The sequence below is a fragment of the Nitrospirillum pindoramense genome, from assembly GCF_007827955.1.
Lineage (GTDB): Bacteria > Pseudomonadota > Alphaproteobacteria > Azospirillales > Azospirillaceae > Nitrospirillum > Nitrospirillum amazonense_B.
Genome location: NZ_VITR01000024.1, coordinates 13,587 through 40,011, shown reverse-complemented (window position 1 = coordinate 40,011; position 26,425 = coordinate 13,587). Strand labels below are relative to the sequence as shown.

The 26,425-nt window shown below is 69.3% G+C and carries 17 protein-coding genes; 8 read left to right on the top strand and 9 right to left on the bottom strand.

What is annotated here, in order from left to right:
* Positions 1-21: 21 nt before the first annotated feature.
* Positions 22-1,269: an efflux RND transporter periplasmic adaptor subunit gene (locus FBZ90_RS26165; protein WP_145736385.1), complete on the bottom strand. Its 1,248-nt coding sequence runs from the start codon at positions 1,267-1,269 to the stop codon at positions 22-24.
* 629 nt (positions 1,270-1,898) lie between these two features.
* Between FBZ90_RS26165 and FBZ90_RS26160 the strand changes: the two genes are divergently transcribed.
* Positions 1,899-5,840 carry a Pls/PosA family non-ribosomal peptide synthetase gene (locus FBZ90_RS26160; RefSeq protein ID WP_145736383.1) on the top strand — a complete coding sequence of 1,314 codons (3,942 nt, stop codon included), beginning with the start codon at positions 1,899-1,901 and terminating at the stop codon, positions 5,838-5,840.
* Between the two features lie 64 nt (positions 5,841-5,904).
* On the opposite strand, the gene FBZ90_RS26155 is transcribed toward FBZ90_RS26160, so the two are convergent.
* Complete coding sequence (locus FBZ90_RS26155; RefSeq protein ID WP_145736381.1) at positions 5,905-6,519, bottom strand: carbonic anhydrase; 615 nt, start codon at positions 6,517-6,519, stop codon at positions 5,905-5,907.
* A 260-nt stretch (positions 6,520-6,779) separates the two neighbouring features.
* Between FBZ90_RS26155 and FBZ90_RS26150 the strand changes: the two genes are divergently transcribed.
* From FBZ90_RS26150 to FBZ90_RS26125, 6 genes are all read left to right on the top strand, one after another.
* On the top strand, positions 6,780-7,238 hold the full coding sequence (locus tag FBZ90_RS26150) for a hypothetical protein (RefSeq protein WP_145736379.1): 459 nt from the start codon (positions 6,780-6,782) through the stop codon (positions 7,236-7,238).
* A 176-nt stretch (positions 7,239-7,414) separates the two neighbouring features.
* Positions 7,415-8,704: a DUF445 domain-containing protein gene (locus FBZ90_RS26145; RefSeq protein WP_186456054.1), complete on the top strand. Its 1,290-nt coding sequence runs from the start codon at positions 7,415-7,417 to the stop codon at positions 8,702-8,704.
* A gap of 276 nt (positions 8,705-8,980) precedes the next feature.
* The gene (locus tag FBZ90_RS26140; RefSeq protein WP_145736376.1) at positions 8,981-10,219 is read left to right on the top strand and encodes a tetratricopeptide repeat protein; all 1,239 of its coding nucleotides are present in this window, start codon (positions 8,981-8,983) and stop codon (positions 10,217-10,219) included.
* A gap of 387 nt (positions 10,220-10,606) precedes the next feature.
* A complete protein-coding gene (locus FBZ90_RS26135) occupies positions 10,607-12,634 on the top strand; it encodes an OPT family oligopeptide transporter (RefSeq protein ID WP_145736374.1) in 2,028 nt (675 codons plus the stop codon).
* Between the two features lie 171 nt (positions 12,635-12,805).
* On the top strand, positions 12,806-14,398 hold the full coding sequence (locus FBZ90_RS26130) for a DUF1800 domain-containing protein (protein WP_145736372.1): 1,593 nt from the start codon (positions 12,806-12,808) through the stop codon (positions 14,396-14,398).
* A gap of 20 nt (positions 14,399-14,418) precedes the next feature.
* Positions 14,419-15,729, top strand: coding sequence for a DUF1501 domain-containing protein (locus tag FBZ90_RS26125; protein ID WP_145736370.1), 1,311 nt, complete (start codon positions 14,419-14,421; stop codon positions 15,727-15,729).
* Positions 15,730-15,750: 21 nt separating this feature from the next.
* Here the strand turns inward: FBZ90_RS26125 and FBZ90_RS26120 are convergent, their stop codons facing one another.
* From FBZ90_RS26120 to FBZ90_RS26100, 5 genes are all read right to left on the bottom strand, one after another.
* Positions 15,751-17,235 (bottom strand): methyl-accepting chemotaxis protein, encoded by a 1,485-nt coding sequence (locus FBZ90_RS26120; RefSeq protein ID WP_145736368.1) that lies wholly within the window; start codon positions 17,233-17,235, stop codon positions 15,751-15,753.
* 181 nt (positions 17,236-17,416) lie between these two features.
* Positions 17,417-18,070 (bottom strand): DUF1826 domain-containing protein, encoded by a 654-nt coding sequence (locus FBZ90_RS26115; RefSeq protein ID WP_145736366.1) that lies wholly within the window; start codon positions 18,068-18,070, stop codon positions 17,417-17,419.
* Positions 18,067-18,345 (bottom strand): hypothetical protein, encoded by a 279-nt coding sequence (locus tag FBZ90_RS26110; RefSeq protein WP_145736364.1) that lies wholly within the window; start codon positions 18,343-18,345, stop codon positions 18,067-18,069. Before FBZ90_RS26110 ends, FBZ90_RS26115 begins: the two co-directional genes overlap by 4 nt.
* A gap of 129 nt (positions 18,346-18,474) precedes the next feature.
* A complete protein-coding gene (locus FBZ90_RS26105; RefSeq protein ID WP_145736362.1) occupies positions 18,475-19,923 on the bottom strand; it encodes a methyl-accepting chemotaxis protein in 1,449 nt (482 codons plus the stop codon).
* Positions 19,924-20,272: 349 nt separating this feature from the next.
* Positions 20,273-21,733, bottom strand: coding sequence for an MFS transporter (locus FBZ90_RS26100; RefSeq protein WP_145736358.1), 1,461 nt, complete (start codon positions 21,731-21,733; stop codon positions 20,273-20,275).
* Between the two features lie 128 nt (positions 21,734-21,861).
* On the opposite strand from FBZ90_RS26100, the gene FBZ90_RS26095 reads away from it, so the two are divergent.
* On the top strand, positions 21,862-22,767 hold the full coding sequence (locus FBZ90_RS26095; protein ID WP_145736355.1) for a LysR family transcriptional regulator: 906 nt from the start codon (positions 21,862-21,864) through the stop codon (positions 22,765-22,767).
* A 129-nt stretch (positions 22,768-22,896) separates the two neighbouring features.
* Here FBZ90_RS26095 and FBZ90_RS26090 read toward each other — a convergent pair whose 3' ends face one another.
* Positions 22,897-24,879, bottom strand: coding sequence for a potassium transporter Kup (locus FBZ90_RS26090; RefSeq protein ID WP_211102338.1), 1,983 nt, complete (start codon positions 24,877-24,879; stop codon positions 22,897-22,899).
* 138 nt (positions 24,880-25,017) lie between these two features.
* Positions 25,018-26,283, bottom strand: coding sequence for an ABC transporter substrate-binding protein (locus FBZ90_RS26085; protein WP_246130887.1), 1,266 nt, complete (start codon positions 26,281-26,283; stop codon positions 25,018-25,020).
* Between the last annotated feature and the right edge of the window lie 142 nt (positions 26,284-26,425).

Genomic DNA, 26,425 nt, shown 5'->3' with positions numbered 1-26,425 from the left:
GATGGGGCCCCCTTACCCGAGTTACTGCTGCACCGGCAGCGGCTTGACCGTGCCTTCGACCGGCTTGTCGACCACGGTCACCAGATCGCCGTCCTTCAGGTAGCCGGCCCCCGACAGAACCACCTTCTCGCCCGCCTTCACGCCGGACACGATGGCGATGTTGCCGTCCTGCCGGGCGCCGGTGGTGACGGCGCGCGCGGTGACCTTATTCTCCTGGTCAACCACGAAGACGACGGGCCGCACCTCGCGGTAGACGATGGCGGCCTCAGGCAGCACCAGGCCGTTGGCCTGCCCCACGGCCACGCGGCCGGTGACGAACATGCCGGGGCGCAGGTCGGGGTTCCGTTCCAGGTCGATGCGCAGGTGCCCCAGGCGGGTCTTGCTGTCCACGGTGGGCTCCACCACGCGGATGGTGCCGGTGTAATGATGGGCCATGTTGTCGCCGTCAACGGTGATGTTCACCGTCTGGCCGGCCTTGGCCACCATCATGTCGTTCTCGGGCACCTCGGCAACCAGTTCCACCCGGTTGTCGCGGATCATGCGGAACAGCTCCGTCCCGCCGGCGGACAGCACGGCGCCGATGCGGGCGGTGCGGGCGGTTATGGTGCCGTCGGCGGGGGCCCGCACCTCCGACTGCTTCAGCTTGGCGATGGCCAGGTCGCGGTTGGCCTCGGCCACGCCGACACGGGCGCGCATGCTGACGGCCAGGGCGCGGCGGTTGTCCAGGTCACGGGCGCTCATGGCGCCAGTGCGCACCAGATCCTGGGCGCGGGTGTAATTGGCGTCGGCCTCGACCACATTGCCCTTGGCCTCGGTCAGCAGCGCCTCTTTCTCCGCCAGGTCGGCACGCAGCACGCTGTCGTTGAAGCGGGCCAGCAGTTGGCCCTTCTTCACCGCGTCGCCGATATCCACCAGCACCTCGGCCAGGGCCAGGCCCGACGTCTCCGTCCCGATGGGCAGGTCGTCGAAGGCGGCCAGCGAGCCGGTGACCAGCAGGGTGCGGGTGACGGGCGCCACGATCACGGGCGCCACCGTCACCGGCAGGGCGGACACCTTGGCGGGGGCCGCGGCGGGGGCCGCCGGCTTGGCGCCCGAGCGCATGAGGACCGACGCCGCGATGGCGCCCAGGACGACGACACCCCCGGCCAGCAACCACCAGCGGTAGCGCTTCACCCCCGATCGTCCGCGAATGCGGCCCGGCGAACCCGCCGGCGCATAGGCATCGAGGTCGGACCGGTCAGCGGGCAGTTCAGCGGAATGGATGCTCATCGTCTTTAAGCCTTCTGTCCAGCCGGCATCCGACAGCTGCCGTCGGGATACCGGGATTGGCTATGGCACGGACGATGGGAAGCAAGGGTTCGTGAGGGCGAGCGACAGGGGCTTTTGGGAAAGACCCAAAAGTGCCGCGTCCGCCGGCGAACCCACGGCCCCCGCGACCGTGGTGGCGGACAACGCCTGATTTACAACGTGAGATCACACCCATGACGCGATCCACGCCGGTCCGCCGGTTTCGAGGCTGAAGCTACAGAGGGTTGTGTTACGGGAAAAGCCGCTCTTTGTATCGTTTTGTAACGGAGCGATGCGCCGGGGCGCCAGCCACGGAAGGGCGCTACCACCAGCGAAGTAAGCTTTCGCCCTCGCGGCCCCTTATTTTGTATGCGACCCTGGGTCCCAAGGCCAACCGCTTGACATGGGGGGGCAATCGGCCATCTACAACAGGTGTGTGTCGGATAGGTCCGCGCCGGTGTCGCCACCCCTGGAATACGGGGTGCCCATCCCTCCGTAGGGGATGAAACGGGCATGGGAATGTGGACCTTTACCGGGGTATACCGGGTTCCCCCGCGGGCGGCTCCTCGCCACCGGGGATAGGGCCACCGGGGATCGAGGGTGGGACGTTGATGCTCAGCGGTTCGTTGATCGCCGAACGGATGGACGCGGGGGGCCAAAACCCGGGAGGGCAGCAACCCTCCGGCCCGCAGGCCGGCCTGGCCGGCGCGCAAACGCTGGCGGCCTTGTTCCTGGCCCGCGTGGCCGCCACGCCGTCGCTGCCGGCGGTGGAGACCGGCGACGGGTTTATGCTGACCTGGGGCGACATGGGCGAGCGCGCCCGCCACGTCGCCGCCACCCTGGCCGCCCGGGGGGTGGGACCGGGCGCCCGCGTCATGCTGCGGGGCCGTGGTACCGCCGAGTTATACGCCTGTCTGTTCGGCATCCTGTTGCGCCGCGCCGCTTATATTCCCATCGACGCCAGTTGGCCGGCCGCGCGTGTCGCCAGCATCGCCGAGCAATCGGAGTCGGTGTTGATGGTCGACGCCGCCGGCGACTTCGCCGTGCCCGGCGTCGCCTCGGTGGCGCCGGAGGATCTGATCGGCACCGCCCTGCTGAACGACCCCCTGGTGTCGCCCCACGGGCTGCCGGACGCCCTGTTGCCGGCCACCCCCTCCGACACCTGCTACCTCATCTTCACCTCGGGCACGACCGGCCTGCCCAAGGGCGTGGTGCTGTCGCACGGCGCCGTCATGACGTATGTGCGCGGCGCCTCGCAGGTCTACCAGTTGGCCGAGACCGACCGGGTGTGGCAGGGCTTCTCCCTGGCCTTCGACGCCTCGGTCGAGGAGGTGTGGCTGGCGGTGGCCTCGGGTGCCTGCCTGCTGCCGGCGTCGGGCCTGGTGATGCGCGACCCGCAGTTGCTGGCCAGCGAGCTGCGCTGCCGCCGCGCCACCTTTTTCTCGACCGTGCCCACGCTGCTGGGGCTGATCGACGAGGATCTGCCCGACGTCCGCCTGCTGGTGGTGGGCGGGGAAACCTGCCCGGCCGCCCTGGTGGACCGCTGGGCGCCCGGCCGGCGCATGCTGAACACCTACGGCCCCACCGAGGCGTCGGTGGTGGCGACGGCGGATGAGGCGCGGGCCGGCCAGCCGGTCACCATCGGCCGGGCCCTGCCGGGTTATCGCGTCCTGGTGCTGGGGCCGGATGGCCTGCCCGTGCCGGTGGGCGAGACAGGGGAAATCCACATCGGCGGGCCGGCGCTGGCCGACGGCTATTTGAACCGGCCGGAAGAGACGGCCAAGCGCTTCAAGATGGACGCGGCGGGGCAGCGCCTGTACGCCACCGGGGACGTGGGCCGCCCGTTGATCGATGGCCGCGTCGACTTCCTGGGCCGGGTCGACAACCAGGTGAAGCTGCGCGGTTTCCGCATCGAGCTGGGCGAGATCGAGGCCATCGCCGGCGGCTGCCCCGGCGTGCAACTGGCCGCCGCCGCCGTGCGCCCGGTGGCCAGCGTGGACAGCATCGTCATCTGGTACGTGGGCACGGCCGACCGCAATGCCCTGGCGGCCCATGTCGCCGCCGCCGTCCCCGCCTACATGCGCCCCAGCTTCCTGGTGAAGGTGCCGGCCATGACCCGCACCGTGGGCGGCAAGATCGACCGGCGCGAATTGCCGGAGCCGACCCCCCGCGACGTGCCCGAGGACATCGGCGAACCGCCCCAGGGCGAGGCGGAGGAAGAGGTGGCGGAAGCCTTCGCCCACGCGCTGGGCCGGCCCATCCGGGCCCGCGACGCCGATTTCTTCATGGATCTGGGCGGCCATTCCCTGGCCGCCGCCTCCGCCATTTCCCGCCTGCGCCTGCGCCATCCCGAGGCCACCGTGCGGGCGCTGTACCTCAACCCCACGGTGCGCGGCCTGGCCCAGGTGCTGGCGGCGCCGGCAGCGCCCAAGGTGGCCAACGAGATGCGCCGCGCCAGCACCCGGCGCCACCTGGCGTTCGGCCTGGCCCAGGTGCTGACCCTGCCCCTGGTGACGGCGTTGGGCGGACTGCCCATGCTGGCCATGCTGGGCGTGTTGGCGCAGCACGGCATGTCCGGCCAGTTGAGCGTCCAGTCCTTCGTCATCATGGCGGCGCTGTCCATCGCCGCGCTGCCCGTGTCCTTCGCCCTGGCCATCGCGGCCAAGTGGCTGTTGCTGGGCCGGGTCAAGCCCGGACGCCACCGCCTGTGGGGCCTGTGGCACTGGCGCTGGTGGACGGTCAGCCATATCGAGGCCGCCCTGCCCATGTCTTGGATCGCGAGCACGCCCCTGATGCGGCTGTACGCCCGCGCCATGGGTGGGCGCATCGGCCACGGCGCCTTCCTGGGCTGCCATGGCGGCATGCTGTGGGATCTGATCAGCGTCGGCGACCAGGCCACGGTGGGCGAGGATACCCTGCTGCTGACCCACCATGTCCGGGGCGGCCATATCGAGGTCGGCACCGTGTCCATCGGGCCGGGCGCAACCGTGGGCGCCGCGTCCATCGTCGGGCTGAACAGCGGGCTGGAGGCGGGCGCCGGGCTGGAGGCCCGCAGTTGCCTGATCGACGGCGCCGTGGTGCCGGCCGACGCCGTTTGGGCGGGTTCCCCCGCCGGGCCGTCCACACGACCCGACTGGATGATGGGCCGGGCGGACGGCGCCCTGCGGCCCCGTGCCCCCCGCTATCTGCTGGGGCTGGCGGCCCTGAGCCTGGTGCGTTTCCTGACGCTGCTCCCCCTGGCGGTGGCCTTCGCCCTGGCGCTGAATACCGACCTGCCCCTGGCCCAGCTGGGATCGCGCCTGCTGCTGGCCGGCGTGGTGGGCGGCGCCGTGTGCATGCCCTGGACGGCGCTGGTGCTGCTGGCCGCGCGCCGCCTGGTGCCCCCGGTGGTGGGGCGCGCCAGCGTGCGCCTGGACAGCATGGTGGAATGCCACCGCTGGTTCGCCGACCGCGTGCATCGCATGGCGGTGGAGCAGCTGTACACCGTCTATGGCTCCCTCTATTCCGCCACCTGGCTGAGGCTGTGGGGCGCCAAAATCGGCCACGCCTGCGAAGTGTCGACCGTGGCGCACATCGTGCCCGAACAATTGGAGGTGGGCGACCGCGCCTTCCTGGCGGACGCCTCGCTGGTGGGCAGCCCGGCCATCCACGGCGGCCTGGTGCGCTTCGCCCCCACCCGCGTCGGCCACGACACCTTCATCGGCAACTCCGCCTTCCTGCCGGCGGGGACCGATCTGCCGGACAATTGCCTGGTGGGCGTCCTGTCCACCGCGCCGTCCGACGCCGACCGCCAGACCGATTGGCTGGGCCTGCCCCCCGTGCGCCTGCCCCGCCGCCAGAAGGTGGAGGGGATTTCCGAGGCGTTCACCGTGGCGCCCACGTCCCGTCTGGTCGCCACCCGCGCCGCCATCGAGGCGGCCCGCGTGCTGGTCCAGGGCGCCATCACCGGCACCGCCACCGTGGGCGCCCTGTGGCTGGTCGCCCATGCCCTGGCGATGGCCAGCCTGTGGCTGGGCCTGCTATGGCTAGGCCTCGGGCCGCTGGTCATCTGCGTCAGCGCCGCCCTGCTGCTGGCGGGTGTGAAGTGGGCGGTGGTCGGCCGCTTCCGACCCGGCATCCATCCGCTGTGGAGCACGGCGGTGTGGCGCATCGAGTTCGTGACCTCGCTCTATGACGCGCTGGCCGGATGGGTGCTGGGCCCGTTCCTGGGCACCCCCTTCCTGCCGCAGTACATGCGCCTGCTGGGGGCCAAGGTGGGGCGTCGCGTCTACCTGGAAACGGCCTATCTGTGCGAGCTGGACATGGTCGACATCGGCGACGACGCCGCCATGGGCCCGGGAGTCACGCTACAGACCCACCTGTTCGAGGACCGGGTCATGAAGCTGGGCCCCGTGACCATCGAGGCCGGCGCCCATGTCGGCGCCGGGTCGGTGGTGCTGTACGATTCGGTGCTGGGTCGCGGGTCGGAGCTGGGCCCCCTGTCCCTGGCCATGAAGGGGGAGCACCTGCCCGCCGGCAGCCGGTTCATCGGCTGCCCGGCGCAGCCGGTTTAAGGGACCCGAAGCACCTGGCGCGTTAAGAGGCCTTTGAACGGTCACGTTCAAAGGCCGCGCACGGTCAGAGCGGAACGCCCTCGATGCCGTCCTGGACCGACTTGAACTCCCCCGTGGTGTGGTTCAGCAACAGCAGGTCGGCATCGGCGACGTCGAATAGACAACCGTGCAGACGCAGGCCGCCGCCCTCGACCGCCGCCTTGATCCAGGGGAAGGTCAGCAGGTTGGCGATGGTCAGGCGGATGACCTCGCGCTCCGCGTCAGAGACGTCCTTGGCCTTGCCGCGCACGCTCTTGGCGATGGCCATCCAATTGCCGATGAAGTCGCCGTCGGCCTCCCCCTCCGCCATCAGGGCCTTTACGCCACCGCAATGGGTATGCCCCATGACGATGATGTCGCCCACGCGCAGCTGGCGCACGGCGAACTCCAGGGCGGCGCTGGTGCCGTGGAAGTCGCTGTTGGGATGATAGGGCGGGATCAGGTTGGCGACGTTGCGGATGATGAACAGGTCGCCGGGGCCGGCGGAAAAGATCATCTGCGGGTCGACGCGGCTGTCGCAGCAGGCGACCACGGCGGCGCGCGGGTTCTGACCGACCTCGGCCAGCCATTGGAAACGACGGGCATATTCCGGAAAGGCGTTGGCGCGGAAATTCAGGAACCCCTCGATGAGCTTCCGCATGAACGTCTCTCCTGAAGCCTTTGCCGGAACACCGGGCAGCCGAACGCGGCGCCCGGCCTCTGGTCTACTGACTGGCGGGCGCAAAATCCAGCCTCTCGGCGCCCCCGCGCGGCTTGGCTTTGGAGCGGCCCCAAGGTCGGCAGCCCTGGCTGAAGGCTGAGGCGGAGCTATATGAGGAAGCGGGCACCGCTGGATAAGGACCTTCGGCGGCGCCATGAAAAGTTGTATAGTTACCCTGGACGCACAAGCCGACAAGACGCATGAACCATCGCCAAATCCTGGACGCCGCCCTGCGCAACCAGCCCGCCCACCGCAGCCGCTACCTGAACCTGGTGGCCGACGGCGTGGAACGCGACAGCCGCTTCGCCGACCGCACCCACCTGCTCTACCCCGTCCTGGCGCGCGCCGCTGGCACGGTGGAGCCCATGCTGGACCCCGTGGAGTTCGTGGACATGCTGGCGGATTTCCTGGACCGCCATGGCGCGGCCATCGGCGCCGCGCTGTATGACCGCTCCTATCTCAAGAGCCCGGACCGGGCGCTGGCCCGGCCCGCCACCCTGCTGTCCGGCTGGATATCCGCCCGCATCCTGGACGGGCTCCAATCCGGCCGCTATCAGGCGCCCGCCGACCGGACGTACAGCTTCCGCTCTGGCGACGGCGCCATCGACCGCCCCCTGCGCGGCTTCCCCTTCCACGAGGAAGACGCCACCGGCGATTGACGGCGCCGGTGGCGTGACGACGGGAACCGGAAATCGGCCGCGACGGTTCGGTACCGGGGTGGACCTGTCCCCGTCCCCGCAACATGGCCCGGGACGCGCGCCCCGGCCCCCGTCATGATGGGGCACGCCTTCCCCCTTTCCCCGTGTCCCTCCCTTGCCCCCCTTCCTGGAAGCCCATGCCTCAGCAGCCCCTGCCCTTCGATCCCGCCACCGCCGGCGACCGCGCCGCGGCCTTGCGCCGCTGGCGACGGGTGGCCGGGTTCTACCTGGCGGTCGTCGCCGGCCTGTGGCTGGCGGCCCGCCTGGTGCCACGCTTGCTGCCCGACGCCATCGGCTGGCCTTGGCCGGGGTTCTGGAGCCTGTTGCGCGCCGTGGGTGAGGCCGGGCTGGTGGGCGGCCTGGCCGACTGGTTCGCGGTCACCGCCCTGTTCCGCCACCCACTGGGCGTGCCGGTGCCCCACACGGCCCTGGTGCCGCAAAACCGCGACCGTATCGCCGACGGCATCGCAACCTACATCGATAGTGAGTTCCTGGCGCCGGACCGCCTGCGCGGTCAGGTGCAGCGGCTGAACGCCGCCGACCAGGTGGCCGGCCTGCTGGCCGCCCCGGCGAACCGCGCCCAGATGGCGGACCTGGCGCTCGCCTCGCTGCCCCGCCTGCTGTCCCGGGGGCGGGAGGCCGCGCTGCGCGAGGCCCTGGCGCGGGCGGCCATGGAGGGCTTGCGGGCCATGGACCTGCGGCCCATGGTGGCCCGGCTGCTGCGCGACGCCATGGACAGCCCCCTGTTCGAAGCCTTGATCCAGGAGATGTCGGACCATGGCGTGGTGCTGATCCATGGCAGCCGGCCCCACATCCGCGACGCGGTGGCCAACCGGTCGAAGTGGTGGATGCCCCGCACACTGGACCGCAGCCTGGCCGACCAGGTGACGGACGCCCTGGCCGGCCACCTGTTCGACCTGCGCAGCCCGCACAGCGAGGCGGGACGCGGTCTGAGGCAGTGGCTGAGGGAAATCCCCGACCGCATCCAGGAGGGCGACCCGCTGGGCGACCGGCTGGCGTCGGTGTTGCGCAACGCCGTGGACATCAGGACCCTGCGGCTGCTGGCCCATCACCTCATAGGCCGCCTGAAGACGGCGGCGCTGGAAGACGCGGCGAATCCCGACGGTGTGCTGCGCGACGCCCTGGACGCCATGCTGGTGTCACTGGCGCGGGAATTGGAGCAGCCGGCCACGCGCGCCCGCCTGGACGCGGCGGTGGAGGGGGCCTTCCTGGCGGCCATCCCGGGCTGGCGCCAAGCCATCCGCAGCTTCGTCACCGACACCCTTAAGGCCCAGGACGCAGCCGACTTTTCACGCCGGCTGGAGGAGGGGGTGGGCAAGGACCTGCAATTCATCCGGATCAACGGCACGGTGCTGGGCGCCTTGATCGGCGCCGGCCTCTATCTGCTGGACCTCACCTTCGGCTGAAGCGCCCCGGGGACGAGGGGGGGCGAGGGGGCGACGGGCGTTGCCCCGCTTTCGACAGATGACGGGTGTAGGGGTTGACGAGGACCCGTTCCATCCCGCAGGGTCCCCCCGCCAGGGATTAACCCTATCCTTCCGTGGCAGCGGTGTCCCCGAGGTGTTTTGCGCCGGGAGGGACGGCGCGGCGGCGGCGGGAGCGGTTGGCCCCGAATTCGACCTTGGCCCCTTCGACGCGACGCCGGACCGGGCCACCACGTGATTGTCATCGACGAGGACCGAATGCGCGCCAAATTCTATCCCTTCATGCTGGGTGCCCTGGTGGCCGCCGGTATCGGGACCGCCCACGCCAAGGACAAGGACAAGGACGCCACGCCGCCGGAAAAGCAGATCAGCAAGGAGCTGACGCCGTCGCTGCAGGCCGCCCAGAAGGCGCTGGAGGAGAAGAACTACCAGGCCATCCTCGACGCCACCACGCAGGCCGAGGCCGCCAAGGCCGACCGGACGCCGTATGAGAACTTCTTCATCGCCGAGATGCGCGTGCAGGCCTATGTCGGGCTGAACGACACACCGCACCTGATCGACGCGCTGGAATCCGAACTGGCCACGGGCCAGCTGCCGGAGGCCGAGGCCGCCAAGCGCGAGCGCACGCTGACGCAGCTGTACTACCAGAACAAGGATTACCCGAAGTTCCTGGCGAAGTCGGACGCGCTGATCCAGAAGGGCACCGCCTCGCCGGACGTGTACACGCTGCGCTGCCAGGCTTCCTGGTCGCTGAAGGACTGGGCCGCCACGGACACGAACTGCAAGCAGGCCATCGACACCGAGGAGAAGGCCGGCAAGGCGGCGCAGGAGCAGGTCTACCAGATGCTGGTGGACAGCGCGATCCAGCGTAAGGACTACAGCTCTTACGTCGATTACATGGCCAAGCTGTTGCAGCACTACCAGAAGCCGGACTATTGGACCGACTACCTGGCGTTCCTGCCGCGCAAGGCCGGCTTCAACGACCGGCTGTCGCTGGACCTCTACCGCCTGATGTCGCGCGTCGGCGCCATGAGGGGCGGCAACGAGTATCTGGAGTACGCCGACCTCGCCACCCGCGCCACCCTGCCGGGCGAGGCCAAGGCCGCCCTGGAAAAGGGCCAGAGCCAGCTGGCCGGCAACCCGACCGCCAAGCAGATGCTGGCCGAGGCGACAAAGGCCGCCGCCGAGGACCAGAAGGGCATCGACAAGCAGGTCGCCGAAGTGTCCAAGGCCCCCACGGGCCTGCCGCTGGAAAAGCTGGGCGAGGCCTATGCCAGCTATGGCAACTACGCCAAGGCCATCGAGCTGATCCAGAAGGGCATCGACAAGGGCGGCCTCAAGAACCCCGCCGATGCCAAGCTGCACCTGGCCGTCGCCTATCTCAACGCCGGACAGAAGGACCAGGCCGAAAAGCTGTTCCAGGAACTGTCCAGCGCGCCGGAAGGCGTGGGCGAGCTGGCCAAGGCCTGGCTGCTGTATCTCAATCAGCCGGCGTGATGCCGTTTCTACGGCGCCCCTGGCCACGCCTCTGATGCCGACAAGGCCAGCGACCGCTGGCCCCGCAGCGAGCACCGGAGGGCGGAGCGCGGATAGCCAAGCCGCCGGATGGCGGCGCCCGGCGCCTGAGGGAACCGCGTCAACGACGCAATAATCTGAGGAACGGGGTCGGCACGGTGCCGGCCCCGTTTCTTTTTGGCGGCAAAGTCCCGGATTCTGGCCTTGTCCGCCCTGGCTGGCCTCGACGGGGCGGGGGGCGCCCGCTAAACTCCCCGCCCATCCAGTCCGGCGCCCGCTTGAAGGGGCTCACAAAAGCGGCCGGCGCCTACACGACGACGTCGATTACGACGCAGATGGGGATACTCCACATATGACGGATTTCATCCGATGACCCGGTTCGCGCGCGGCTCGATTAGGGAACTGACCCTGCGCGGCATCATCCTGGGTGCCTTGATCACCGTGGTGTTCACCGCCGCCAACGTCTACCTCGGCCTGAAGGTGGGCCTGACATTCGCCTCCTCCATCCCGGCGGCGGTCATCTCCATGGCGGTGCTGCGCCTGGCCAAGGACAGCACCATCCAGGAAAACAACTTCGTGCAGACGCTGGCCTCCAGTGCCGGCACGCTGTCATCGGTCATCTTCGTGCTGCCCGGCCTGGTCATCGTCGGCTACTGGACTGGCTTCCCCTTCTGGCAGTCGGCGGGCATCTGCGCCGTGGGCGGCATCCTGGGCGTCATGTACACGGTGCCGCTGCGCCGGGCCATGGTGGTGCAGGGCAACCTGCCCTATCCCGAGGGCGTGGCCGCGGCCGAGGTGCTGAAGGTCGGATCGCCCGACACGGCCGGTGAGGCCGGCGCGGACGAGGCGGCCAAGGGGGCGGGCCTGCGCGATGTGGTCGCCGGCGCCGTCGTCTCCGTCGGGTTCTTCCTGATGACGGCGATGCGCTTCTTCACCGAGCAGTTTCAGGGCTTCATCCGCATCGGCGGCGGCGTGACCGGCCTGGGCACGGGCCTGTCCATGGCCCTGCTCGGCGCGGGCTATCTGGTGGGCGCCACCGTCGGTTTCGCCATGTTCGTGGGCGTGGCCATCGCCTGGTTCGGCGCCGTCCCCATCCTGACGGCACTGCACCCGCCGGCCGACGGCATGGACCTGATCCAGTACGCCAACAGCGTCGTGTGGCGCCAGCAGGTCCGCCTGATCGGCGCCGGCGCCATCGCCGCCGCCGCCATCTGGACCCTGATCGTCCTGGCCAAGCCCATGGTGGAGGGCATCCGCGCCTCGCTGAACGCCATGAAGAACGTGCGCGCGGGCAACGGCCACTCCGTCCCCCGGGTGGAGCAGGACATCCCCTTCCACTACGTCATGGCCTTCGCCGCCGTGCTGCTGGTGCCGCTGGCCGGCCTGTTCATCTCCTTCATCCTGGGCACGCCCCTGTCGACCCACCTTGTGGTGCTGGTTCTGGCGGGCGTGGTCTTCGCCGCCGTCATGGGCTTCATCGTCGCGGCGGCCTCGGGCTACATGGCCGGCCTGATCGGCAGTTCCAACAGCCCCATCTCCAGCATCGGCATCCTGGCGGCCATCGCCTCGTCCCTGCTGCTGGTGGCGCTGCTGGGCAAGGACGCGGTGGCCGATCCGGTCATCCGCGGCGCCGCCGTGGCGCTGGCGCTGTTCACCACCTCTGTGGTGCTGACCATCGCCACCATCGCCAACGACAACCTGCAGGACCTGAAGACCGGCCAGTTGGTGGGCGCCACGCCCTGGCGCCAGCAGGTGGCCTTGATCATGGGCTGCGTCGTCGGCGCCGCCGTGATCCCGCCGGTGCTGAACCTGCTGCAGCACGCCTACGGCTTCGCCGGCGCGCCGCTGGACCCGGGCATGGACCCGGCCAAGACCCTGGGCGCCCCGCAGGCGACGCTGATGGCCACCCTGGCCACCGGCATCCTGAGCGGCAAGCTGGACTGGTCCATGCTGGGCATCGGCGCCGTCGTCGGCATCTGCCTGGTGGTGGTGGACGAGGTGCTGAAGGCCACCACCCGCCGCTTCCGCCTGCCGCCGCTGGCCGTCGCCCTGGGCATCTACCTGCCCATGACCGTCACCGTGCCGGTCAGCCTGGGCGCCCTGCTGGCCTACATCGTCGACCGGGTGCTGGCCAAGCGGGCCAAGGCCGCCGGCGTGCCCTTCGCCACCTTCGCCGACGTGCCCCAGCGCCGCGCCATGCTGCTGGCATCGGGCATGATCGTGGGTGAAAGCCTGTTCGGCGTCGCCCAGGCGGCCATCATCTCCCTCACCGGCAACCAGGAACCGCTGGCGGTCATGGGCGACGGCTTCGCCGGGGCGGCCGAATGGCTGGGCGGCGTGGTCTTCCTGCTGGCCTGCCTGTGGAGCGTGCGCTGGGTTCTGGCCCAGCGGAAGTAACGTCCAACGGATCGGCAAGTGGGGCGAAAAGCCCCAGGCCCGAAAGGGTTACAAAGGGGGCTCCACGGGGCCCCCTTTTTCTATCCTTAGTCCCTACCGCTACCGGCGTATGTCGGGTTTGTCCTGAAAAGGGCGTACCATGGGCATCGGATCGATAGATGAGGGCCCGACATGGTCGTCCCCACCCCCGCGTCCCCTACTCCATCACAGGAATGGATTTTCCTGAACCGCTTCGCCTACGGCCCCCGCCCCGGCGAGGCACAAGCCTTGCGGCAGCAGGGCATCGCCCATTGGCTGGATGAGCAGTTGCGCCTGGCGGCGGCCAGCACCGCCCCAGGACCGGAATGCCAGCAAAAGCTGGAAAGCGCCACCATGCGCATCAAGTACGATGCCGGCGAGGGCTGGGCGGCGCTGGATGAAATGCGCCCCTTACGCACGCTGGACCAACCGGTGGACGCGCTCTGGGCCCTGAACCAGCCCGACCGCAAGCTGCCCTATCAGGAACGGGTGCGCCCGCGCCTGGACCTGGCGGCGGCCACCATCATCCGGGCCGTGTATGATCCGGCCCAGTTGCGCCAGGTCATGACCCTGTTCTGGCACGACCACTTCTCCGTCAACGCGGCGGACAGCTACACGGCCCCCGCCCTGCCTGCTTACGACGCCGCCTTGCGCACCCACGCCCTGGGCAATTTCCGCGACCTGCTGGAGGCGGTGGCCACCAGCCCCGCCATGCTGATCTACCTGAACAACCGCTCTTCCCGGGGCGGGGCCGCCAACGAGAACTACGCCCGGGAACTGTTCGAGCTGCACACCCTGGGCCGCGACGCCTACCTCAACACCCAGTACGACCGCTGGCGCGACGTGCCCGGCGCCCTGAAGGGCGCGCCCGAGGGCTATATCGACCAGGATGTCTACGAGGCCAGCCGCGCCTTCACCGGGTGGAGCATCCAAAGCGGCCAGGATCTGGGCGGCTACAAGGCCGCCAATGACGGCCGCTTCACCTACATCGAATCCTGGCACGACAATTACCAGAAGCGCGTGCTGGCGGCGGAGTTCGACAGCTACCAGCCGCCGCAGAGCGACGGCCACCGCGTGCTGGACCTGGTCGCCAACCATCCCGCCACCGCGCAGTTCATCTGCACCAAGATGGTGCGTTCCCTGCTGGGCGGGGAGCCGTCGCCGGATCTGGTGAAGGCCGCCGCCGCCGCCTGGCTGGACAACCGCCAGCGCCCCGACCAGATCGCCCGCGTGGTGCGGCTGATCGCCCTGTCGCCCCAGGCCACGGCCAACTGGGGCGCCCGGCCCAAGCGGCCGCTGGAGCTGGTGGCTAGCTTCGCGCGGGCCACCGGCCTGCCCGTCACCGCCAGCGAGGGGCTGGTGAACACCATGGATAGCGCCGGGCAGAAGCTGTACGCCTGGCCCACGCCGGACGGCCACCCCATCGCCGACGATTATTGGCTGGGCGCGCAGAACATGCGGGCGCGCTGGAACCTGGCGCTGGGCCTGGCGGAGGGGTGGTGGATGCCGCCCGGCCTGTCGGCCGGCGCCCAGATGGGCCCGGCGGCTGCGCACAGCGGCCAGGCCGTCGCCTTCTGGTCCGAACGGCTGTTGGGCAGCCCCAGCGCCATAGACGCCAGGGCCCTGCTGGGCGGCCTGTCCCTGGCGGCCGACGCGCCGCCCACGGTGGACAACAAGACCGGTGAATTCGCCAACCGCCGCCTGGCCGCCTATGTGGCCATGAGCCCGGCTTTCCAGCTGCGCTGAGCCGGAGAAGGAGACGCATCATGGCGTTCAATACAGTCGATATCAGCCGCCGTGGCATCCTGAAGACCCTGGCCGCCGCCGGCGCGCTGACCACCGTGCCCGGCCTGGGCCAGTTGGCCTTCGCCGCCCCCGGCGGCGCGCAGGACGCGAATGGCAAGATCCTGGTCGTGCTGTTCTTCCGGGGCGGCATGGACGTGCTGAACTTCATCGGCCCGTCCAACGACGCCGTCTACATCGACGCCCGGCCGGCCGATCTGCGGCTGCTGGATAGCGGCGACAAGGCCGGCATCCCCTTGGACAGCGACCTGGCCCATGGCGTGGACTTCCGGCTGCATCCCGAGGCGGCCGCGCTGCATGAGCTGTACCGCCATGGCGACCTGGCCATCGTCCACGCGACCGGCCTGGCCAACGCCACCCGCAGCCATTTCGAGGCGCAGGAACTGATGGAGCGCGGGCTGGCGGATGAGCCCAAGGGCAACGGCGCCCTGGGCACGGAGGGCGGCTGGGTCGCCCGGCTGCTGCGCCAGATGGGCGGGGACGGGGAACTGGTGGCCATCAGCACGGCGGGCGGCGTGCCCAAGCTGCTGCAGGGCTATCCCGAGGCGTTGTCCATTCCCGATCTGCGCGGCGGCTTCGGCCTGCCGGGCGGCCCCAGTACCCAGGCGGTGCTGGAACGGCTGTATCCCGCCGGCCAGGCCACAGGGTTCAATCCCAACGTGGCCAGAGGTGGCCGCGTCGCCCTGGACGCCGCCTTGCGGCTGAACGCCGCCCTGCCCAAGGGACCGGACGGTAAGGTCCTACCCTACCAGCCGGAGCATGGCGGCGCCTTTGACGGCGATGTCGGCCGGTCGCTGGAAACGGTCGCCCGCCTGATCCGCATGGATGCGGGCCTGAAGGTGGCCTGTGTCGACATGGGCGGCTGGGACACGCATGAGGGCCAGTCCGGCCGGTTCAAGAGCCTGGTCCACCAGCTCTCCGGCTCGCTTTCCACCTTCTGGAACGACCTGTCCGCCTATCACGACCGCATCACCCTGGTGACGATCAGTGAATTCGGCCGCCGCCTGCGCGCCAACCGCAGCGGGGGCACCGATCACGGGCACGGTTCGCTCATGATGGTGATGGGGGGCGGCGTGGCGGGCGGGCGCCTGCTGGGACGCTGGCCCGGCCTGCAGCCCCAGGACCTGGACGAGCGGGTGGACCTGGCCGTCACCACCGACTACCGCGACGTGCTGACCACCGTGCTGAAACATCGCATGGGCGTGGGCCAGGTCGATGGTGTCTTCCCCGGCTTCCACCCCGGCAGCGGCGACCCGGCCTTGTTCAAGGCGTAAGCCGCCGGCGCCCGGGATTTCCTAGCGCGCCAGGACGTGGGCAGCCTGCTTGGTGGTGGCCACGGCGGTGCCCACCTGACCGACGGCGGCGGCGATGCCGCCGAGGTTGGTGGTCACCGTCTCCACCGCGACAGCCGTGCGCTGCATGTTGGAGGACATGTCGCGGGTCACGGCACTCTGCTCCTCCACCGCACTGGCGGTGCTGGTCACATATTCCCGCACCGTGCCGATCGACTGGCGGATGGTGGATAGCGCCCCCACCACCTCGCCCGAGACGGCCTGCATCCCTTCGATCTCATCGGAGATTTGCTGGGTCGCGTTGGCGGATTGTGTGGCCAGGTTCTTCACCTCCGTCGCCACGACGGCGAAGCCCTTGCCCGCCTCGCCCGCCCGCGCCGCCTCGATGGTGGCGTTCAGCGCCAGCAGGTTGATCTGCCCCGCGATGCCACGGATGGCCTCCACCACCCCTTCCATGGAGCGGGCGACGGTAGCCAGCCGCTGGGTGGAGGCATCGGCCCGTTCCGCCAGCTCGGCGGCACTCTCCGCCGCCGCCCGCGACTGCGCCATGCTCTGCGAGATTTCGCGGATGGAGGCCGCCAGTTCCTCGGCGCTGGACGCCATCATCTGCACGGCCCCCGATGTCTCCCCGGCGGCATGCAGCGCCTCGCCCGACTGTCCGGTGGCCCGCGCCATGGCCTGGTCGATCTCTCCGAAGTTATTGTCGATCAACTGCTTGAGGTCCGCCAGCATCTGAACCTGGCGGGTGATGTCGGTGGCGTACTTCACCACCTTGAACGGCCGGCCATTCAAATCGAAGATGGGGTTGTAGGATGCCTCGATCCACACCGCCCGCCCGCCCTTGCCGATGCGCTTGAACTGCTCCGCCCGGTATTCCCCGCGCCGCAGCGCGTCCCAGAACGCGCGGTACTCGGCGCTGTCGCGCTGGGCCGGCTCCACGAACATGGCATGCGGCTTGCCCTTCACCTCGGCCAGGGTATAGCCCAGGGTGTTCAGGAACAGGTCGTTGGCGGTCAACACCGTGCCGTCCAGGGCGAACTCGATCACCGCCTGCGACCGGCGGATGGCGTCCATCTGGCCCCGCATGTCGGCGTATTCCAGCTTCTGGGCCGTGACGTCGGTGGCGTACTTCACCACCTTCACCGGCCGGCCGGCATCGTCGAGCACGGGGTTGTAGCTGGCCTCGATCCACACCTCGCGCCCGCCCTTGCCGATGCGCTTGAACTGCGCCGCCTGGTATTCCCCGCGCCGCAGCGCGTCCCAGAACGCCTTGTAGGCGGCGCTGTTCCGTTCCGCCTCTTCGACGAACATGGCGTGCGGCTTGCCCTGAATCTCCGCCAGGGTATAGCCCATGGCAGACAGAAAGTTCTTGTTGGCGGTCAGCACCCTGCCGTCCGGCGAAAATTCGATCACCGCCTGTGACCGGTCCAGGGCCTTCAGGGTGGACAAAACCACGCGGATTTTGCGCAGGTAGCCGGCAAAGAACATTCATCACTCCAAGGTAAAGATCGCGCCCGGATGAGCGGATGAAGCCGACGATCCCTGAGAGGGCCAAACCCATTGGCCCTGACCCTGGGACGTCTAGGCCCCCAAGGTGCCCCTTGAGTGATTACCAAATCCTTGCCGTTCGCACGCTGTTAACGTTGCGCGACCAATTCTAACCTTAAGGTCAGGCCGGTTCCCACGCCTCCGGCGACGCGGCGGAGGGTAGGTTCAGGCACAGCACCAGGCGCACTTGGCCGGTGCCGGCGACGGAGGGTGAGCGGTGGACCACGCCGTCCTCCTCCCCCGCTGGGCCGCCGCCACAGCCGGTTGCGCCACAGCCCTTGAACAGGGCCACGGCATGGCGCGGCATTTCGTGCAGCGGCCCGCGGTAGCGCCGCTGATCCGCCAGCGCCCGGGCGGCGTCGGCGGGCGCCACGATCTGGGTGCCCGGTCCCCGGTAGGTGGTGATCAGGCGCAGCCGCACATGATCGCGGTGGAACTTCCAGCAGGCGTCGCCGCCCACGGCCTCCAGCCGCACGTCGATCCACTCCCCACCGGCGACCGCCAGGAAGCGGTGGCAAAGGTCGGTGATGTCGGCCGTCAAGGCCGCCGGCGCCTCCGTTCCGTGCAGCAGCGGCGCCAAGGCCGCGCCCACGTCGCCCAGACGCGCCAGAAACCGGCCGTGGGGCAGGCGCTCCGCCGGCAGCGTGTCCAGCCAAGGATCAAGGGCCGCGCCGGGATGCCCCTTCCGCCGCCACAAGGCCAAACCCACCGTGGGTTCCATCACCCGATCCAGCACGGCGGGCGTATCGTCCTCGACAATACCGGCGACGCTCATTGCCGCGTCGTCTCCCCGGCCATGAGGCCGCCGTCCGCCATGTCGCTGCGGATGTGGACCGCCAGCGTGGCCAGCATGTCCGCAACCCCATCAGCACCGTACGCGGTGACCAGACGCGGCATCAGTTCCACCAGGGCAGCGGCCAGGACGCTGTGGCCGGGAATACCGGCGGCTTCGCAGCGCTCCAAAGCGCCCTGGAATGTGAAAAGGGCTTCGGCGAAGCGGGGCGGCACCATCCCGGGCGACAGGCCGAGCGCGGCGGTGAAGGTCGTCATCGACAAGGACTCCGCTCAATGAGGAAAGCCCGTGACTGTAACGTTATAACATAACATATCAAGAAAAGAATGGCGGCGGCGTGGGGCCCCTATCCCTCACGCCGCGCCCAGTATGGACGGGCCCGGCGGCTATCGTGCCAGGATGTGCGCGGCCTGCTTGGTGGTGGCGACCGCCTGGCCGACTTGGCCGATGGCGGCGGCGATGGCGCCAAGGTTGGCAGTCACGGTTTCCACCGCCACGGCTGTGCCTTGCATGTTGGAGGACATGTCGCGGGTCACGGCACTCTGCTCCTCCACCGCACTGGCGGTGCTGGTCACATATTCCCGCACCGTGCCGATGGATTGTCGGATGGTGGACAGCGCCCCCACCACCTCACCCGAGACGGCCTGCATCCCCTCGATCTCGTTGGAGATTTGCTGGGTCGCGTTGGCGGACTGCATGGCCAGGTTCTTCACCTCCGTCGCCACGACGGCGAAGCCCTTGCCCGCCTCGCCCGCCCGCGCCGCCTCGATGGTGGCGTTCAGCGCCAGCAGGTTGATCTGCCCCGCGATGCCGCGGATGACCTCCACCACGCTTTCCATGGAGCGGGCGACCCCGGCCAATTGCTGGGTCGAGGCGTCGGCCATGTCCGCCAGTTGGGCGGCGCTTTCCGCCGCCGCCCGCGACTGCGCCATGCTTTGCGAGATTTCGCGGATGGAGGCCGCCAGCTCTTCCACGCTGGACGCCATCATCTGCACGGCACCCGAGGTATCCTCGGCCGCGTGCAGGGCCTCGCCCGATTGGCCGGTGGCGCGCGCCATGGCCTGGTCGACCTCGCCGAAGTTCTTGTCGATCAACTGCTTGAGGTCCGCCAGCATCTGAATCTGGCGGGTGATGTCGGTCGCGTACTTCACCACCTTGAACGGCTGGCCGTTCAAATCGAAAATGGGGTTGTAGGACGCCTCGATCCACACCACGCGCCCGCCCTTGCCGATGCGCTTGAACTGCGCCGCCCGGTATTCCCCACGCCGCAGCGTGTCCCAGAAGGTTCGGTATTCGGCGCTGTCACGCTCGGCCGGTTCCACGAACGTGGCGTGCGGCTGACCCCGCACCTCGTCCAGGGTATAGCCCAGGGTGTTCAGGAACAGGTCGTTGGCGGTCAGCACCGTGCCATCCAGGGCGAACTCGATCACCGCTTGCGACTTGCGGATGGCCGCCATCTGACCCCGCATGTCCACGTATTCCAACTTCTGCGCCGTGATGTCGGTGGCGTACGCCACCACCGTCACCGGCCGGCCGGCCCCGTCGAGGACGGGATTATAGCTGGCTTCGAACCACACCGTGCGCCCGCCCTTGCCGACGCGCTTGACCTGCGCCGCTTGGTATTCCCCGCGCCGCAGCGCGTCCCAGAACGCCTTGTAGGCGGCGCTGTTCCGTTCCGCCTCGTCCACGAACAGGCTGTGCGGATGGCCCTGGATTTCCGCCAGGGTGTAACCCATGGCCGCGAGGAAGTTCCTGTTGGCGGTCAGCACCCTGCCATCCAGGGAAAACTCAATCACCGCCTGCGAGCGGTCCAGGGCCTTCAAAGTAGAGGCCATCTTTCGGGACCTCTGGGAGAGTCCAGTGAACAAAACAACCTCCGGAAACCAATACTCTGAATTACATCCCCGTCAAATCATCGGAATATCGAGCCGATCAACACAATCGGAAACGTTATGCCCGATAATTATCGAGAAAATCCGTCTCTGATCGCCCCGTTCCGTGACGAGTCGCCCTGCCGAACGGCGGCATTTCTATTCATTTAATTAAAACGACTTAAGCCTGTAATTCCCTAATCGGCTTCTGCACGGGGGGTAGGGTTTTCCTGCGCCGTTGGAACATGCCGCGCGCGAAGTCCATGGCCGGGCCCGGACGGCGCGGATGACGAACGCGCCGCCCGGCCGGGAATCAGGAACCGCGCCCAGACGCCCCTTCTTCCTTCCGCATTCGGCCGCCGCTGACGCCCATCAGCAGCAGGGCCAGGGTGACCAGGCCACCAGCCACCAGGAAGGTGATGTACATGCCACTGGCGACCGCGGCCGCCGGGGCGGCGGTGATGTCCGGCACGCCGGCGGCCAGGGTGAAGACCGCTCCCATGGCGGAGGCGCCGGTGATCAGACCCAGGTTGCGCGACAGGTTCAGGATGCCGGAGACGACACCCCGCCGGTCCGCCGGAACGCCAGACATCACGGCGGTGTTGTTGGCCGCCTGGAACAGGGCGTAGCCGACGGTCAACACGGCGATGGGCCCGACATAGCCGGCAACGCCCAGGACAGCCCCCTCCAGAACCAACCCCGCCGATGCCATCAACACGGTGCCGGCCACCATGGCGCCCAGGCCGATGATGCTGATGCGCACCGCCCCAAAGCGGTCGACCAGGCGGCCGGCCGGCACCCCGGCCAGGGCCGACATCAACGGTCCGGCGGACATCACCAGCCCCACGCCGGCCGGGCTCAAGCCCAGGGCCCGGGCCAGGTAGAAGGGGCCCACGACAAAGGTGGTCGCCATCACCGTCGCCACGGCAGCACTGCCCGCCAGGCCCGGCCCCACCGCCGGATCGCGCAACAGGCGCAAACGCACCAGCGGCGACCGCACCCGCGCCTCCACCACCGCGAACAGCCCGGCCCCCACGACCGTCCCCGCCAGCAGCGCCAGGTTCAAGGGCCCCCACTGCCCCCGCCCCAGGGTCATGGCCAGGGCGTACAGCGCCAACGTCCCCCCCAGCAACACCGTGCCGGCGCCATCAAAGCCGGACCACCCGCCCTCGCCACCGCCGCTGTCCACCGGCAGTGCGCGCCACGCCAGGAACAGGGCCAGACCGCCCAGCGGCAGATTGACAAGGAAGATCGCCCTCCAGCCCAGGACGGCAATCAGCACCCCGCCAAGGGAAGGCCCCAACGCCGTGCCCACGGCCGACATGGTGCCCATCAAACCCATGGCGCGGCCGACGCGGTCCCCGGGCACCGATCCGCTCACGAAGGCCAGGGCCAGGACCATCATGGCCGAGGCGCCCAGCCCCTGCGCCGCCCGCGCGGCGACCAGGACGCCCAGCCCAGGCGCCAGGCCGCACAGCGCCGAGGCGCCGGTGAACAAGGCCAGGCCCGCCAGCAGCGTTCGACGGCGCCCGACCAGATCACCCAGTCGCCCGACGCTGACGATCAGGGTGGTCATGGCCAGCAGATAGGCCAGCACCACCCATTGCACCTGCTGGAAGGGCGCCGCCAAGGCCGAGGCCAAGGTGGGCAGGGCCACATTGGCGACGCTGGTGCCCAGGGAGGACAGCAGCACGCACAAGGACAGCGCCGGCAGCGCCCACCGCGTCCCCATCGCCGCCACCGTCAGTCGTTGATCCACAGGTATCGAGGTCATGTCACCCTCCGCTCATCGGTTCAGGCGGACGGTAGCCGGCGCCGTGATATGGCGGAACGCGCACGGTCTGCAGCATATTCGTGCATACGACGCGCCATATTGGGCCGCATCGCATGCTAGGATCGACCATGGCCACCCTGCCCGACCTGAATCTGCTGATCACCCTGGACGTGCTGCTGAGCGAGGGCAGCGTGGCCAAGGCCGCGCGCCGCCTGCGGCTCAGCCCCTCCGCCATGAGCCGGGCGCTGGGCCGCCTGCGGGAGGTGACGGGCGATCCGCTGCTGGTGCGGGCCGGTCGGGGCCTGGTGCCCACCCCCCGCGCGCTGGAGTTGCGCGAACGGGTGGCCCCCCTGGTGCGGGAGGCGGAGGCCGTGCTGCGCCCGGCGGAGGGGCTGGACCTGGCGCGCCTCACCCGCACCTTCACCCTGCGCACGCGCGAGGGTTTCGTGGAAAGCTTCGGCGTCGCCCTCGTCACCCGGCTGGCGCGGGAGGCGCCGGGCGTGCGTTTGCGCTTCGCCCCCAAGCCGGACAAGGGCAGCACGCCGCTGCGCGATGGCGCCGTCGACCTGGAAACCGGGGTGGTGGGTGACAGCATGGGGCCGGAGATTCGCGCCCAGGCCCTGTTCCGCGACCGCTTCGTCGGCGTGGCGCGGGCAGGGCACCCTTTAAGTCAAGGCGCCATCACCCCGGCACGCTTCGCCGCCGCCCGGCATATCGCCGTGGCCCGCCGGGAGCATGATGCGGACCGTCGCCAGGCCCCGGTGGACGCGGCGCTGGAACCGCTGGGCCTGACGCGCGACGTCGCCGTCATCGTCGGCGACTTCTCCGCGGCCTTGACCCTGGCACGCGCCACCGACCTGGTGGCCACCGTGCCGGAACGGCACACCCTGACCCTGCGTGAGGGCCTGTTCACCTTCGCCCTGCCGGTCGAGGTGCCGGAGATCACCGTGTCGCTGCTGTGGCACCCCCGCCTGGATGCCGACCCCGCCCACCGCTGGCTGCGCGCCTGCGTGCGCCAGATCTGCGCGGCATGAGCCCTCAGGCCGCTACGACGCGACCGCGTCCCCCGGAGATTTACGGGGAGCCGAAGGCGGACTGGAAATCGAGGATGAGCCAAGCCAGCGGATGCTGGCGCCCGGCGACTGAGGGAACCTTCAACAACCCTAAACCTCCAGCCTGAACCCAACCTCCATCACCTGATCGGGCGGCAGGTGGAAGTAATCCGACGCCCGCAGGCCCAGGCGCTGCATCAGGTGATAGGCGGTCCAGACCGGGCCGGACAGCGCCGGGTTCCGCTCCGCCCGGATCAGGCGCTCGTGGGAGATGTAATAGGTCACCTCCTCCCGGCAGAAGGCCAGGCCCAGGCGGGCCAGCCCGCGCATGACCGTGGGCACGTCCGGCTTCTGCATGAAGCCGATGCGCACCGTGACCCGCCAGAAGCCGTTGCCCAGCTGCTCCACCGCCAGGCGCTCAGCCGCCGGCACGCGCGGCCGCTTGGTCGGCACCAGGGTCAGCAGGATGACGTGCTCGTGCAGCACTCGGTTATGGGTGACGTGGTGGACCAGCATAGGCGACACGCGGTCGGCCGTGCGGGTCACGAACACCGCCGTGCCCGGCAGGCGGTGGACCACCGTTTCCTCCACCCGCTCCATGAACTCCGTGAAGCTGGTGCCGCCCTCACTCAACTTGATCTGCACGATGGCGCTGCCCTTGCGCCAGGCCACCATCAGGAAGGCGATGAAGCCGCCGATGGCGAGCGGCAGCCAGCCGCCCTCCAGCAGCTTGGTGCTGTTGGCCACCAGGAAGGCGAGATCGACGGCGGCGAAGAAGCCCATCATCAGGTTGGTGGGAATGGCCGGCCAGTCCCAAAGCTCCCGCATCACCCGGCGCAGCAGGATGGTGGTGATCAGCATGGTGGCCGACACGGCGATGCCGTAGGCCGCCGCCAGCGCCTCGGAATGGCGGAAGCCCAGCACGATCATCAGCGTCGCCAGCATCAGCAGCCAGTTGACCACGCCCACATAGATCTGGCCGTAGGACTTGCGCGAGGTGGGGGAGATGGACATGCGCGGCAGCAGGCGCAGGGTGATGGCCTGGCGCGTCATGGAAAACACGCCGGAGATCAGCGCCTGGCTGGCGATGACCGTGGCCATCGTGGCCAGGATGACCAGGGGCACCAGCGCCCAGTCCGGCGCCAGGCGATAGAAGGGGTTGTCCACCGCCTCGGGCCGGTCCAGCAGCAGGGCGCCCTGGCCCAGATAGTTCAGGATCAGCGCCGGGAAGACGACCACGAACCAGGCGCGGCGGATGGCGCCGGCGCCGAAATGGCCCATGTCGGCGTACAGCGCCTCCGCCCCCGTCAGCGCCAGGAAGACGGCGCCGAACACGGCGAAAGCCACGCCGGGGGCATGCACCAGCAGATGCTCCGCCGACAGCGGGTTGAAGGCCATCAGGATGTCCGGACGCTGGACGACATGGAACAGGCCGACGGCGGCCAGCATGGCGAACCACAGCGCCATGATGGGGCCGAACAGGCGGCCGATGGCGCCGGTGCCCCGGTGCTGGATGGCGAACAGCGCCACCAGGACGGCAATGGTCAGGGGCAGGACGAAAGCGCCCAGGTGGCTATCCGCCACCACCAGGCCCTCCATGGCCGACAGGACGGAAATGGCGGGCGTGATGGCGCCGTCGCCGAACAGCAGGGCGGCGCCGCAGATGCCCAGGAACACCACCATGGGCACCATTTCCCGGGCGTTGGGCGGATGCACCAGGGACAGGAGCGAGAGGATGCCGCCCTCGCCATCATTGTCGGCACGCAGCACCAGGGCGACATACTTGACCGCCACGATCAGGATCAGCGCCCAGATGATCAGGCTGACCACCCCCAGCACGTCGCCCTCGCTGGGCAGCCGGCCATGATGGGTGACGGCGCCCAGGGCCGTCTGCATGGCATAGAGGGGAGAGGTGCCGATATCGCCGAAGACGACGCCCAACGCGCCCAGCATCAGGGCAGCCCGGCTGCCATGCACATGGCCGTGGCCATGCTCCTGCGGGCTGTGATCCTGCAGGCTATCGGGCCCGCCCTCGTCCTTCACCACCGGTTCCGCCTGAGTCATCCCCGCCCCGCCATCCTGCTGTGAACGCATGGCCCTGAAATCCCTACCCAAGATAGGGCAGCCCCGGCGGACCTTCTACCGTTGGGACGGGCGGGGCGGCAATGCGGCGAAAGGGGCTTCAAAAGCCCCCCAACGGATCGGGTGGGCGTCACCGGCGATCAACAGGCCTTAGCGGGGGGCCTTGGTCAGCGGGCAGCTGCCCTTGTCCTGGGACTGGTAGGCCTCCTCCCCCGGGATGGTGCGCAGCAACTTGTAATAGTCCCAGGGCTTCTTGCTCTCCTCCGGCTTCTTCACCTCGAACAGGTACATGTCATGCACCATGGTGCCGTCCTGGCGCACCGTGCCCTTGGCGAACATGTCATCCACCGGCAGCTCGCGCATCTTGGCGGCCACCGCCTTGGCCTCGGTCGTCCCCGCCGCCTTCACCGCCTTCAGGTAATGCAGCACGGCGGAATAGGTGCCGGCCTGCACCATGTTGGGCATGCGCTTAACCTTCTGGAAATAGCGCTCGGCCCACTGCCGGCTGGCGTCGTCGCGGTCCCAGTAGAAGGCCTCGGTCAGCACCAGGCCCTGCGCCGTCTTCAGGCCCAGGGCATGCACGTCGCTGAGGGTGAATAGCAGGCCGGCCAGACGCTGCCCGCCCTTGGTGATGCCAAGCTCCGCCGCCTGCTTGATGGCGTTGGTGGTGTCGGTGCCGGCGTTGGCCAGGCCGATGACCTGGGCCTTGGACGCCTGCGCCTGCGACAGGAAGGAAGAGAAGTCGCGGTTGTTGAAGGGGGCGTTGACCGCCCCCACCACCGTGCCGCCCTTTGCCGTCACGAAGTCGGTCGTGTCCTTTTCCAGCTGGTGGCCGAAGGCGTAATCGGCGGTGATGAAGAACCAGGACTTGCCGCCCGATTCCACCAGCGCCCCGCCGATGCCGCGCGCCAGCGCATAGGTGTCGTACGCCCAGTGGAAGCCGGTGGGCGAACAGGCCTCATTGGTCAGCTTGGAGGTGGCCGCCCCCACCACGATGTCGATCTTGCCCCGCTGCTTGGCCAAGTCCTGCACCGCCAGGGCCACGGAGGAGGTGGTGAGTTCGCCGATCATATCCACCGCGTCGGCGTCGAACCATTGACGGGCGATGGCGACACCGGTGTCCGGCTTGTTCTGGTGGTCGGCGCTGAGCAGCACGATCCTGCGCCCCAGGACACTGCCGCCGAAATCATCGATTGCCATCTGCGCCGCCACGACCGAGCCCCGGCCACCGAAGTCGGCGTAGATGCCGGACTGGTCGTTCAGGATGCCGATGCGCACCGGCTTTGCCGCGTCCGCCTCCGGTGCCGCCCGGGCCGGGCCCGGTGCCAGCAGGCTGAACGCCGCCGCCCCCAGCAAAGCGCCCCCCACCATCGCACCGCGCAGCAAGGAACCGCGCCGCGTCAGAGTTCCGCTCATCCGCTTCCTCCCGATATCGTTATGGCCGGCGCCCGTCCTGCCGATCCGGACGCCGCAGGGCATCACTATGCCCCATCCCAGGCGATCCGGAAATGCAACACCTTGAAATATCTTGATGTGCTGGGCCTGATGGACGCGGGCT

Excerpts from the sequence above, each read along its gene's own strand:
- FBZ90_RS26145 (WP_186456054.1), top strand. The coding sequence starts at position 7,415 with ATGCCTCAGCAGCCCCTGCCCTTCGATCCCGCCACCGCCGGCGACCGC.
- FBZ90_RS26100 (WP_145736358.1), bottom strand. The coding sequence starts at position 21,733 with ATGACCTCGATACCTGTGGATCAACGACTGACGGTGGCGGCGATGGGG.
- FBZ90_RS26095 (WP_145736355.1), top strand. The coding sequence starts at position 21,862 with ATGGCCACCCTGCCCGACCTGAATCTGCTGATCACCCTGGACGTGCTG.
- FBZ90_RS26085 (WP_246130887.1), bottom strand. The coding sequence starts at position 26,283 with ATGAGCGGAACTCTGACGCGGCGCGGTTCCTTGCTGCGCGGTGCGATG.
- FBZ90_RS26150 (WP_145736379.1), top strand. The coding sequence starts at position 6,780 with ATGAACCATCGCCAAATCCTGGACGCCGCCCTGCGCAACCAGCCCGCC.
- FBZ90_RS26120 (WP_145736368.1), bottom strand. The coding sequence starts at position 17,235 with ATGTTCTTTGCCGGCTACCTGCGCAAAATCCGCGTGGTTTTGTCCACC.
- FBZ90_RS26105 (WP_145736362.1), bottom strand. The coding sequence starts at position 19,923 with ATGGCCTCTACTTTGAAGGCCCTGGACCGCTCGCAGGCGGTGATTGAG.
- FBZ90_RS26090 (WP_211102338.1), bottom strand. The coding sequence starts at position 24,879 with ATGCGTTCACAGCAGGATGGCGGGGCGGGGATGACTCAGGCGGAACCG.
- FBZ90_RS26140 (WP_145736376.1), top strand. The coding sequence starts at position 8,981 with ATGCGCGCCAAATTCTATCCCTTCATGCTGGGTGCCCTGGTGGCCGCC.
- FBZ90_RS26125 (WP_145736370.1), top strand. The coding sequence starts at position 14,419 with ATGGCGTTCAATACAGTCGATATCAGCCGCCGTGGCATCCTGAAGACC.
- FBZ90_RS26155 (WP_145736381.1), bottom strand. The coding sequence starts at position 6,519 with ATGCGGAAGCTCATCGAGGGGTTCCTGAATTTCCGCGCCAACGCCTTT.
- FBZ90_RS26110 (WP_145736364.1), bottom strand. The coding sequence starts at position 18,345 with ATGACGACCTTCACCGCCGCGCTCGGCCTGTCGCCCGGGATGGTGCCG.
- FBZ90_RS26135 (WP_145736374.1), top strand. The coding sequence starts at position 10,607 with ATGACCCGGTTCGCGCGCGGCTCGATTAGGGAACTGACCCTGCGCGGC.
- FBZ90_RS26165 (WP_145736385.1), bottom strand. The coding sequence starts at position 1,269 with ATGAGCATCCATTCCGCTGAACTGCCCGCTGACCGGTCCGACCTCGAT.
- FBZ90_RS26130 (WP_145736372.1), top strand. The coding sequence starts at position 12,806 with ATGGTCGTCCCCACCCCCGCGTCCCCTACTCCATCACAGGAATGGATT.
- FBZ90_RS26160 (WP_145736383.1), top strand. The coding sequence starts at position 1,899 with ATGCTCAGCGGTTCGTTGATCGCCGAACGGATGGACGCGGGGGGCCAA.
- FBZ90_RS26115 (WP_145736366.1), bottom strand. The coding sequence starts at position 18,070 with ATGAGCGTCGCCGGTATTGTCGAGGACGATACGCCCGCCGTGCTGGAT.